At 72.6% G+C, this 11866-nt stretch carries 5 protein-coding genes and 1 pseudogene; 4 read left to right on the top strand and 2 right to left on the bottom strand.

Annotated features, from left to right (window positions below; genetic code table 11):
* The 4 genes and pseudogenes from ACF1DX_RS38285 to ACF1DX_RS38270 all read left to right on the top strand — a co-directional run.
* A pseudogene (locus tag ACF1DX_RS38285) lies at positions 1–93 on the top strand (ABC transporter permease); the annotation flags it as partial.
* Complete coding sequence (locus tag ACF1DX_RS38280) at positions 86–925, top strand: ABC transporter ATP-binding protein (protein WP_391795759.1); 840 nt, start codon at positions 86–88, stop codon at positions 923–925. The pseudogene ACF1DX_RS38285 and the gene ACF1DX_RS38280, both read left to right, overlap by 8 nt.
* Before the next feature lie 91 nt (positions 926–1016).
* Positions 1017–3218, top strand: coding sequence for a CDP-glycerol glycerophosphotransferase family protein (locus ACF1DX_RS38275; protein WP_391795758.1), 2202 nt, complete (start codon positions 1017–1019; stop codon positions 3216–3218).
* Positions 3215–4882, top strand: a complete 1668-nt coding sequence (locus ACF1DX_RS38270; protein WP_391795757.1) for a glycosyltransferase family 2 protein — start codon at positions 3215–3217, stop codon at positions 4880–4882. The genes ACF1DX_RS38275 and ACF1DX_RS38270 overlap by 4 nt, the downstream gene beginning before the upstream one ends.
* A 133-nt stretch (positions 4883–5015) precedes the next feature.
* On the opposite strand, the gene ACF1DX_RS38265 is transcribed toward ACF1DX_RS38270, so the two are convergent.
* The gene (locus tag ACF1DX_RS38265) at positions 5016–6542 is read right to left on the bottom strand and encodes a hypothetical protein (protein WP_391795756.1); all 1527 of its coding nucleotides are present in this window, start codon (positions 6540–6542) and stop codon (positions 5016–5018) included.
* 125 nt (positions 6543–6667) lie between these two features.
* On the bottom strand, positions 6668–11614 hold the full coding sequence (locus ACF1DX_RS38260) for an NAD-glutamate dehydrogenase (RefSeq protein ID WP_391795755.1): 4947 nt from the start codon (positions 11612–11614) through the stop codon (positions 6668–6670).
* Positions 11615–11866: the final 252 nt, after the last annotated feature.

The raw sequence follows: 11866 nt of genomic DNA, 5'->3' as shown, positions 1-11866 counted from the left end.
GTGTGGGCGTTCGCGGTGGGCTGGGCGCTGCTGGCCGGCGTGATCGGCTTCGTGTACTTCTGGAAGGCAGAGGAGAAATACGGCCGTGGCTGACAGCAGCGACACCAGGATCCCCACGGTCGTCGCCGACCGCGTCGACATCGTCTACCGGGTCAACGGCACCGGCGCCGGACGCGGCTCCGCCACCGCCGCCCTCAACCGCATGCTGCGCCGCAAGCAGGCCGAGAAGGCGTCCGGTGTGCGCACGGTGCACGCCGTGCGCGGGGTCTCCTTCGTCGCGTACCGGGGCGAGGCCATCGGGCTCATCGGCACCAACGGCTCGGGCAAGTCGACCCTGCTCAAGGCCGTCGCCGGACTGCTCCCGGTGGAGAACGGCCGCATCTACACCGACGGCCAGCCCTCCCTGCTCGGCGTCAACGCGGCCCTGATGAGCGACCTGACCGGCGAGCGCAACGTCCACCTCGGCGGGCTCGCCATGGGCATGTCCCGCGAGCAGGTCAGGGCCCGCTACCAGGAGATCGTCGACTTCTCCGGCATCAACGAGAAGGGCGACTTCATCACCCTGCCGATGCGCACCTACTCCTCCGGCATGGCGGCCCGGCTGCGCTTCTCCATCGCCGCCGCCAAGGACCACGACGTCCTCCTCGTCGACGAGGCCCTGGCCACCGGCGACCGCTCCTTCCAGAAGCGCTCCGAGGCCCGCATCAGGGAGCTGCGCAAGCGGGCGGGGACGGTGTTCCTGGTCAGCCACAACAACAAGTCCATCCGCGACACCTGCGACCGCGTGCTCTGGCTGGAGCGGGGCGAGCTGCTGATGGACGGGCCGACGGAGGACGTGCTCAAGGAGTACGAGGCGTTCACCTCGGGCACGGCCAAGGCCCGCAAGCCGCAGCCCGGACCGAAGGCGGTGCCGGTGCCCTCCTGAGGCCCACGCCCGCGCGGCCACTTCATCGTATTGATGCCAATATGACCGAAGAGGACCGTCCGGAGCGACGAGCAGCCGAAGGAGTCCCGCGATGCCCGAGCTCAGCGTCATCGTCCACGGGCCGAACACCCAGGACCACCTGACCGGTCTGCTCGACTCCCTCACCGACCGGCCCCGCCCGGACACCGAGGTCGTCGTCGCCGCCGTCGGCGACTGGGCCCACGAGACCGCCCGGCGGCACGCCCCGCACGTCCAGGTGCTGCCCCTGCCCGACGGCACGTCCGACGCGACGGCCAGGGCGGCGGGGGCGGCGCGGGCCACCGGCCGCTGGCTGCACTTCGTCCGTGCCAAGGACGGCCTGCCGCCCGGCAGCACCCGTACCGTCGCCGAACGGGCCGCCGGGCTCCCCGCCGCCGTGGACGTCCTGCTCCTGGACCACCTGCGCAGCACCTGGCGCCGCTCCGGTCTCCCCTCGGCGGACGGCCCCCTGCTCGCCCGCGCGGGCCGCACCGACCTCGCCCTCGACGACAGCGCCTACCTGCTGCGCCTGACCCCGCTGCTCGGCACCCGCGTCCTGCGCGCCGGTTTCTGGCGGGCGCACGAGGAACGGCTCACCACCGACGACGAACCGCACGCGGCCCTCGCCGCCCTGCTGCTCGCCGGCCGCGTCGCCGCCCTGCCGCACATCGCCCACGAGGACCGCCGGCTGCGCCCCGCCGCCCTCCCGCCGCTCACCCCCGCACAGCACTACGCGCTCGTCGACCGCTACGAGAGCCTCCTCGACCTCGCCCGCGAACGCCCCGCCGTCTACACCGTGCTCTACGAGATCATGGTCCGTGACTGCCTGCGCGCCTTCACCCGCGGCGACATGCCCGAGGACGTGGCCCGGGAGTTCTTCCACCGGGCCTCGGTCGCCGCCCTGCGCCGCCGCCCCGAGGGCCACCGGCGCCCCGCCGGCCCCGAGGGCGTCCGCCGCTCCCTGCTCGAAGAGGACGCCTACGGCAGGTACCGCGCCTTCCAGACCGCCAACCGGGCCCGCCGCGCCGTGCGGTCCACCGTGCGCACCGGCAGGCGCCGGCTCGGCGCACAGGTCCGCGAGCAGCAGTACCGCAGGGCCCTGCGCCGTCCCGTCGACCCCCACCTGGCGGTGTTCGCCGCCTACTGGAACCGCGGGGTCGCCTGCAACCCGGCCGCGATCGCCGCGAAGCTCGCCGAACTCGCCCCGCACATCCACCCGGTGTGGGTGGTGACCGCCGAGAACGCCGCCCTGCTCCCGCCCGGCACCGACCACGTCGTCCCCGGCACCCGCCGCTACTGGGAGACGCTCGCCACCGCCAAGTACCTCGTCAACAACGTCAACTTCCCGAACGCCGTGGTCAAACGCCCCGGCTCGGTCCACCTCCAGACCCACCACGGCACCCCGCTCAAGCGCATGGGCGTGGACCAGATGCCGTTCCCGGCCGCCGCCCAGGGCCTGGACTTCGACGCGTTGCTGGAGCGCGTCGACAAGTGGGACTTCAGCATCTCCAGCAACAGCCACACCACCCGCATGTGGGAGAGGGCGTACCCGTCGCGGTTCGTCTCGCTCGACCACGGCTATCCGCGCAACGACGTCTACTACACGGCCGGCGCCGACGACATCCGGGCGGTCCGCGCGCGCCTCGGCATCGCGCCGGGGCGCCGGGCCGTCCTGTACGCGCCCACGCACCGCGACTACGAGGCCGGCTGGACGCCGCGCCTGGACCTCGCCGCCCTCGCCGAACGCCTCGGCGAGGACACCGTGCTGCTGGTGCGCGGCCACTACTTCTACGACGGTGCCGCCTCCCCCGCCTCCCCGCCGGCCGGTCCGCGCCGCTCCGGCCGCGTCGTGGACGTCTCGTCCTACGACCCGGTGGAGGAGCTGTGCCTGGCCGCCGACGTCCTGGTCACGGACTACTCGTCGATCATGTTCGACTACGCCAACCTCGACCGCCCGATCGTCGTCCACGCCGACGACTGGGAGACGTACCGCACCACGCGCGGCGTCTACTTCGACCTGATGGCCGAGGCGCCCGGCCCGGTGGCCCGCACCCAGGACGAGCTGACCGGGATCCTCACCACCGACGCCTGGCGCGACGACGGCGCGGCGAAGGCTCGGGCCGTCTTCCGGCGCCGGTTCTGCGAGTACGACGACGGCCGCGCCGCCGAACGCGTCGTACGCCGGGTCTTCCTCAGCCAGGACGAGGCGTCGCTGCCGCCGGTGCTGCCGCTCGGGGAACGCACCCCGGCGCCGACCCCCGAGGAGGCGTCATGAACACCCCCCGGCTCCCCGACGTGACCGTCACGGTGATCGTGCACAACGACGCCGGACGGCTCCCCCGGGCGGTGGAGTCCGTGCGCCGCCAGACCCACCGGAACATCGAGATCGTCATCAGCGACGACCACTCCACGGACGACACCCCCCGGGTGGCGCGGGCGCTGGCGGCCCGCGACGGCCGTATCCGGTACCTGCGGCTGCCGGAGAACAGCGGCGGGTGCAGCGCGCCCCGCAACCGCGCCCTGGAGATCGCGCGGGCGCCGTACCTGATGTTCCTCGACAGCGACGACGAGCTCCCGCCGGAGTCGGTCGCCTCGCTGCTCGCCGCGCACCGCGAGCGCGACCTCGACTTCGCGATGGGCGCGGTGCGGCGGATCCGGGTGGACACCGGCCGCCGCTCCACCTGGATGCCGCACCTCGTGCGCGAACGCCGCACCCTGGACGGCATCGAGGCCGACCCGCGGCTGTTCTTCGAACACCTGGCCACCGGCAAGATGTACTCCCGCGCCTTCCTCGACCGGCACGGCCTGCGCTTCCCCGAGGGCATCCACTACGAGGACCAGCTCTTCTCGGCCCAGGCGTACTGCCTGGCGAAGCGGTTCACGATCATCCCGGAGCCGGTGTATCTCTGGTACGTCGCCCCGTACGCCGGCTCCGACGCCGCGTCCATCTCCAACCAGCGGCATCTGATCGGCAACGTCCGCGACCGGATCCACGTGCAGCGGCTGATCGACGCCTTCCTGGCCGAGAGCGGGCACGAGGGGCTGCGCGAGGACAAGGACCACAAGTTCCTGAAGCACGACTTCCGGATGTACGCGGGCGACCTGCCCTACCGGGACGAGGAGTGGCTGGCGTCCTTCGCGGACCTGGTGAACCCGTACCTGGAGACGCTGTCGCCGGGCGCGTACGCCCGGCTGCCCCGCGCCGAGCGGGTGGTGCTCCAGCTCGTCCGCGACCGGCGGCTGGCCGAGGCCCGGTGGGCGGCCCGGGAGCTGGGGGACGGTGTCGCCCCGAGGGAGCTGGCCACGGGCCCGGACGGCCGTACGTACTGGGGCGGGCGGGTCCCCGGGTCGGCGGGCGCCCGCCGCGAACTGGACCTGACCGAGCTGGAGCTCGGCACCCGCCCCTTCTCCGTCGCCCGGTTCCGCCACGAGATCACGGAGATCGTCCGGGGGCCCGGGGCTTCCGTCGACCTGACCGTCCGCACGTACGACCCGGCTCTGCGCCTCCCGGTCGGCCCCCAGCGCGCGAGCCTGATCGTCTCCCCCGGCCGGCGCCGCCTGACCGTCCCCTTCCGTCTCTCCCCGGTCCGCCCCGGTGTCTTCGAGGGCCGCGTCCGTCTCGACCCGGCGACCGCGCGCCTCCCGCTGAGCGGCTTCGCCGGGGTACGTCACCCGATGGTCCGCCTGACCTGCCGGGGCCACGGCAACCGGGGCCTGCTCCTGGCCCCCCTGACCTTCCCGTCCCTGACCGCCCGCGTCCCACGCCACCGGCTCACCATCGAACCCGAGGGCCACACCCCGGGCCGCCTCCAGCTCCGCTGGCAGCCGGCCGGCCTCACGGCGAGCGTGCTGCACCCGGCGGCCCGCCGTGCGGCCGTCCCCCGGGTACGCCGGGCGGCCCGCCTGGTGGCGAGCGTCTTCAACTCGTCCGGCGCCTGATCTCTCAGCCCGTCCGGCGTGTGAGGACGAGGCCGTTCAGGCCGAAGGGGGATCCGGGGGCGCAGCCCCCGGGGAAGGGAAGGGGCGGCGGGGGCGAAAACCACACCGGAACCGCCCCCGCCCCCGTCACAGCTCAGGGCACCGCATACAGCACCTGCCCCTCCGGCCCCCGCGCCACCTCCCGCAGCCCGGCGTCCCCCAGCGCACCGCTCCCGTCGACCACCCACCGCACCCCGTACTCCCGCTCGATCCCCCGCCGCACGGACGCCGGCGTCCGCTCCCCGAAGTACACCCGCGTGGCCGCCCCCCGGCGCTCCTCGTCCGCCAGGAAGAAGCCGGGATAACCAGGAGCGACCGTGTAGGCGCCGTACGCCGGTACCTGACGGGCCGGCCGCCCCTCCGCCATGACCACGTCCCCGTACCGCACCCACGGGGTGATCCAGTGATACCCCGTCCACGGCGGCCGGTACCTGTCCTCCACCGCCGCCGGCAGTCCCCCGCGCGGCACCACGTACCCGAGCACCCCCGCCTGCCCCCACCCCCCGGCCAGCAGCCCCCCGGCCAGCAGGACCGTCCACCCGGCACGCAGCCCCCGCCGCCCCGCCCCCACCGCCTCCAGCGCCACCGCGAGCTGCGCCGGGATCACCACGGCCGGCAGCGCACGCCCCCACGCGTAGTGGCCGCTCACCCATCCCGCCCCCACGACCGCCACCGCCAGCCCGGCGAAGAGGACCAGCGGATCCCACCGGTCCCGCCACCACCGCGGCACCAGCGCGACCACCCCGAGCAGCACCAGCCCGTACCGCGCGGCCGGATGCCCGTACAACCCCCGGTGCACCGCGTCCAGCCCGCCCCCCGCCGCGCCGGACAGCGCGAAGAAGTCGTAGTACGGCCACGCCCACAGCACCACCGCCCCCGCCACCACCCCGGCGCCGAGCCGCGACCACACCACGCGCCGGGCCCGCCCCGCCGCGAGCACCGTGGCGGCGGCACCCACCGTGGCCACGACCCCCGAGAACTGGTGGCAGAGCAGGATCACCCCCCACAGTGCCCCCAGTCCGAGCCACTCCGGCCACCCGGCCCCCCGGCGCAGCGCTCCCGTCAGCCACGCCCAGAAGTGGAAGGCGAGCCCGAGCGCGAAGGTACTCGGATACGACACCGTCAGCGCGAGCGAGTGCAGCCCCGGGAAGCCGCTCCACAGCAACGGCGTCGTGCCCCACAGCAGCAGCAGGCTCAGCAGGGCGAGCGCGGGCGCGGCCCGGTGCGCGCTCAGCGTCCGCACGTACCGCCGTACACCTGTCACCAGCAGCGCCAGTCCGGCGACGGCGGCCAGCCGCAGCACCACGAACACCGAAAGACCCGACAACCGGGCGACGGCACCCAGCAGCAGCATCCACGGCGAGTAGTACGGGCTCGGCGTGTCCGCGTCGACCAGCGGGTCGCCGGGGTCGAGCGGGCTGTGCCGCAGCCGCTGCAAGGTCGCCGCGTGCACGCCCAGGTCGCCGGCCCACGGGAGCCGCACGATCACCAGGGCCATCAGGACGAGAACGAGTCCGGCGACGGCCAGGGCCGCGGTCCGGCCGACGACCGCCGGCCGGACCGCGGCACGGCGCGCACCGGCTTCCCCCGGCGGAGCGGACGGCGAAAATCGGACAGTCACACATAAACCATTGCCCGGAACGGCGACCCCGCACCGGATCCCCGCCGATGCCCACCCAAGGCACCACAACGGCACGAGGGCGCCCCGGACCCGACACGGCCCGGGGCGCCCTCACGCGCCCGCGTCTACGAGTGCGACCGCAGCAGCGTCCGCATCGTCCGCATCGCCACCGACAGGTTGGCGAGGTCGAACGCGTCGGAGCCGTGGATCTCCTCCAGCGTGGTACGGGCCCGGCCCAGCAGCGCCGCGTTCTTCCGCTCCCACTGGGTGAAGCGCTGCTGCGGCGTCGAGGAGCCGTTGCCCTCCGCCAGCACGTCCGCGGTCACCGCCGCGTGCGCCGCGTACAGGTCCTCGCGGATCGCCGCGCGGGCCATGGACTGCCAGCGGTCGGCGCGCGGCAGCTCGATGATGCGGTCCATCAGCTGGGTGATGCGCAGCCGGTCACCGAGGTCGTAGTACACCTCGGCGACGTCCAGCGGCTCCTTGCCCGTCCGGTCGGCCACCGACACGATGTCGAGCGTCGGGAAGGCGGAGGAGAACCCGGCGACCCGGGTGGCCAGCTCGTCGGGGACACCGGCGCCGCTCAGCTCGTCGTAGATCTTCTGGTACCAGTCCAGGTCCGCGCCGCGCAGCAGCTTCGGCAGCTGGGTCCAGACCTGCTCGACGCGCTCGGCGAAGAACTCCACCGTCTCCGCGAGCTCCAGCGGCTGCGGCCGGTTGTTGAGCAGCCACCGCGTACCGCGCTCCACCAGGCGGCGCGAGTGCAGCCGGATGCGGGTCTGGACGTCCGCGTCGACCGTGTTGTCGAGCGCCTCGACCCCGTCCCACACCACCGAGGAGCGGAAGATCGCGCGGGCCGCGGTCTGCGCCCGGACGATCTCCTCCAGCGACGCGCCGGTCTCCTCGCGCAGCCGGTGCAGATACGTCGTACCGCCCGTGTTGACCGTGTCGTTGACCAGCACCGTCGTGGTGATCTCACGGCGCAGCGGGTGGGTGTCGATCCGGTCGGGGAACTGCTCGCGCAGCTCCGTCGGGAAGTACGCGTGCAGCAGCACCTTCAGATACGGGTCGTCGGGCAGCGAGGTGGCCAGCAGCTCCTCGGCGACCGTGATCTTCGTGTACGCCAGCAGCACGGCCGTCTCCGGACCGGTCAGACCCCGCCCGGAGGCGAGCCGCTCGCGGATCTGACGGTCGGTGGGCAGGAACTCCAGGGCCCGGTCCAGCTGGCCCTCGCGCACCAGGTGCTTCAGGAACCGCTGCTGGGCGTGGACCATGTCCTTCGACTGCGCCAGCGCGTTGGCGATGGCGGTGTTCTGCGCGTAGTTGTTGCGCAGCACCAGCCGGCCGACCTCGTCGGTCATCCCGGCGAGCAGCTTGTTGCGCTGCTTCACGGTCATGTCGCCGTCCTTGACGAGACCGTTGAGCAGGATCTTGATGTTCACCTCGTGGTCGGAGGTGTCCACGCCGGCGCTGTTGTCGATCGCGTCGGTGTTGATCCGGCCGCCGTGCGACGCGAACTCGATGCGGCCGAGCTGGGTGCAGCCCAGGTTGCCGCCCTCCCCGACGACGGAGACCCGCAGGTCCTTGCCGTCGACGCGGATGGCGTCGTTGCCCTTGTCGCCGACGTCGGCGTTGGACTCGGTGGAGGCCTTGACGTACGTGCCGATGCCGCCGTTCCACAGCAGGTCCACCGGCGCCTTGAGGATCGCCTTCATCAGGTCGGCCGGGGTCATCTTGGTGACGCCCGGCTCGATGCCGAGGGCCTCGCGGATCTGCGAGTTGACCGGGATGGACTTGGCGCTGCGCGGGAAGATCCCGCCACCGGCCGACAGCAGCCCGGTGTCGTAGTCCTCCCAGGAGCTGCGCGGCAGCTCGAACAGCCGGCGGCGCTCGGCGTAGGAGACGGCCGCGTCGGGGTTCGGGTCGATGATGATGTGCCGGTGGTCGAAGGCGGCGACCAGGCGGATGTGCTCGCTGAGCAGCATGCCGTTGCCGAACACGTCACCGGACATGTCGCCGATGCCGACGACCGTGAAGTCCTGGGTCTGGGTGTCCACGCCCAGCTCCCGGAAGTGCCGCTTCACGGACTCCCAGGCGCCGCGGGCGGTGATGCCCATGCCCTTGTGGTCGTAGCCCGCGCTGCCGCCGGAGGCGAAGGCGTCACCGAGCCAGAAGTTGTACGACTCGGCGACCTCGTTGGCGATGTCCGAGAAGGTCGCGGTGCCCTTGTCCGCCGCGACGACCAGGTACGTGTCGTCCTCGTCGTGCCGGACGACGTCCGCCGGGTGCACGACCTCGCCGGCCACCATGTTGTCGGTGATGTCGAGCAGCGCCGAGATGAACGTCTTGTAGCTGGCGATGCCCTCGGCCATCCAGGCGTCGCGGTCCACGGCCGGGTCGGGGAGCTGCTTGGCGACGAAGCCGCCCTTGGCGCCGACCGGCACGATGACGGTGTTCTTCACCATCTGCGCCTTGACCAGGCCGAGGATCTCCGTGCGGAAGTCCTCCCGGCGGTCCGACCAGCGCAGACCGCCGCGCGCGACCTTGCCGAAGCGCAGGTGCACGCCCTCGACGCGCGGCGAGTACACCCAGATCTCGAACGCCGGGCGCGGCGCCGGGAGGTCGGGGATGGCCGTCGGGTCGAACTTCATGGAGACGTAGTCGTGCGGCACGCCGCCGCTGGTCTCCTGGAAGAAGTTGGTGCGCAGCGTCGCCTTGATGACGGTGAGGAAGGAGCGCAGGATGCGGTCCTCGTCGAGCGAGGCGACCTGGTCGAGGGCGGCGTCGACCTCTTCGAGGAGCGCGTCCACCAGCTCGTACCCGGCGCGCTGCCGGTCCGGGGACATCCGCGCCTCGAAGAGGGAGACGAGCAGCCGGGTGGTGTGGACGTTGTGACGGAGGGTGTCCTCCATGTAGTCCTGGCTGAAGGTGGAGCCCGCCTGGCGCAGGTACTTGGCGTACGCCCGCAGCACCATGGCCTGCCGCCAGGTCAGTCCGGCGCTGAGCACGAGGGCGTTGAAGCCGTCGTTCTCCGCCTTGCCGGTCCAGGTCGCCGCGAAGGTGTCCTGGAACCGCTCACGGGCGTCGTCACCGAGCTGGTCGGCGCCGGCTCCCTGGGGCATCCGCAGGCCGAAGTCGTAGATCCAGGCCACGCTGCGGTCGGCGCAGCGCAGCTCGTACGGCCGCTCGTCGACGACCTCGACGCCGAGCCGCTGGAGCACCGGCAGCACCTCGGACAGGGAGACGGCCTCCCCCTTGCGGTAGATCTTGAAGCGGCGCTCCTGGGCGCCCGCGCCCACCGGTTCGTACAGGCTGAGCGCGAAGTCCCGCTCCTCGTCGAGCTCCTCGATGCGGACCAGGTCGGCGACGGCACTGCGCGGGGAGTGGTCGGCCTTGTAACCCTCGGCGAAGGCGCCGGAGTAGCGGCGCAGCAGCTCGGCGGCGCGCTCCTCGCCGAACTCGGCGTTCAGTGCCTCGGCGAAGCCGTCGGCCCAGGAGCGGGCGGCCTCGACGAGGCGGGCCTCGATGCGCTCCTTGTCGGCGTCGGACAGCTCGGGCAGTTCGGTGCCCTGCGGGACGCGGACCACGAAGTGCAGCCGGGAGAGGACCGACTCGGTGTTCCAGGCGGTGAAGTCGACGCTGATGCCGCCGAGTTCCTCCTTGAGGATGTCGATGATCCGCAGCCGGACGCCGGTGGTGTAGCGGTCGCGCGGCAGGTAGACGAGGGCGGAGTAGTAGCGCCCGTACTCGTCCTGGCGCAGGTAGAGCCGGAGCCGGCGGCGCTCCTGGAGATAGAGCACCGAGGTCACGATGGACTGGAGCTCGCCGGCCGGGGTCTGGAACAGCTCGTCGCGCGGGTAGGTCTCCAGGATCTGGAGCAGGTCGCGCCCGTCGTGGCTGTGCGGCGAGAAGCCTGCGCGCTCCAGGACCTCCTCGACCTTGCGGCGGATCACCGGCACCCGGCGCACGGACTCGGTGTAGGCGGCGGAGGAGAACAGTCCGAGGAAGCGGCGCTCACCGACGACGTTGCCGTCGGCGTCGAACTTCTTCACGCCGATGTAGTCCAGGTACGACGGCCGGTGCACGGTGGCCCGGCTGTTGGCCTTGGTCAGCACCAGCACCTTGTGCTCGCGGGCCTTGGCGCGGGCATCGGCGGGCAGCCGCTCGAAGGAGGGGCTGACCGGGTGGCTCTCGTCGGTGGCGTGGTGCGGGTCGGAGCGCAGTATGCCGAGGCCGGTGCCGGGGACGGCGGCCAGCGAGTCGTCCTCGCGCAGCTGGTACTCGCGGTAGCCGAGGAAGGTGAAGTGGTCGTCGGCGAGCCAGCGCAGCAGTTCGCGGGCCTCCTCGACCTGCGGCGCGGGCAGGTCGGCGGGGACGGGCTCGCCGGGCAGCGCCTCGGCCAGCGCGGTCGCGGCCTGGCGCATCTTGCCCCAGTCCTCGACGGCCTCGCGGACGTCGGAGAGGACCCGCAGCAGGTCGGCGGTGATCTGCTTGAGGTCGCCGCGGTCGGTCTCGCGGTCGATCTCCACGTGGATCCAGGACTCGACGTGCGCGTCGTGCGGCAGGTCGCGGGCGTCCTGGGGGAGGTCGCCGCCGACGGGGGCGGTGAGCACCTCGATCAGCTTGCCGGTGACGTCCCGGCGGACCACGACCTGGGGGTGGATGACGACGTGGATGCCGCGGCCCTGACGGGTCAGCTCGTTGGTGACGGAGTCGACCAGGAAGGGCATGTCGTCGGTGACCACCTCGACGACGGAGTGGCTGCAGGTCCAGCCGTTCTCCTCGACGGTCGGGGTGTGGACGCGGACGCTGGCCGTGCCCTGGGGGCGGCTCTCGGCGAGCCGGTAGTGCGAGTAGGCGGCGCCGAAGAGGTCGACCGGGTCGCGGTCGGTCAGGTCCTCCGGGGCGGTGTGCAGGTAGTAGCGCTGGAGGAACTCGAGCACGGTGTCCCGGTCGGGCATGCCCTTGTCCGTCGTCCCGGTCGGCAGTTTCCCCCCGGCCGGGCTGTTCTCAGCTACCCGGGCCGCCCTTTCGAGCAGCTCGGCCTTGGCTTCGTCCAGCTTGGTCTGCATGGTCCTCTGGCTCCTGTCGCGCGCCGTTGCGTGACGTAGAAGGAAGTACGGTCTCCGACCTCGTGGTGCGGTGGTACGACACGGGGTGTCCGGTCTGTGCCGACGCTATGCCGCGAGGTGGGAGGAGCGGGGGCTTCTCGGCCGAATTCGATGCGCCCGACGGGTGTGACGTCGCTCTCTGCGACGCCTTTCCCCGGGAGGTGCGCCGCGCCCCGGGTGCCCTCTTGGCCCCGTGCCGCCCGCGAAGACCAG

Source organism: Streptomyces sp. NPDC014676, assembly GCF_043084105.1.
Taxonomy (GTDB): Bacteria; Actinomycetota; Actinomycetes; order Streptomycetales; family Streptomycetaceae; genus Streptomyces.
Note: the sequence above shows the minus strand (reverse complement) of the source record. Positions and strands in the feature narration are given on the sequence as shown.

Coding starts and splice junctions, on each gene's coding strand:
- ACF1DX_RS38275 (WP_391795758.1), top strand. CDS start 1,017: ATGCCCGAGCTCAGCGTCATCGTCCACGGGCCGAACACCCAGGACCAC.
- ACF1DX_RS38270 (WP_391795757.1), top strand. CDS start 3,215: ATGAACACCCCCCGGCTCCCCGACGTGACCGTCACGGTGATCGTGCAC.
- ACF1DX_RS38260 (WP_391795755.1), bottom strand. CDS start 11,614: ATGCAGACCAAGCTGGACGAAGCCAAGGCCGAGCTGCTCGAAAGGGCG.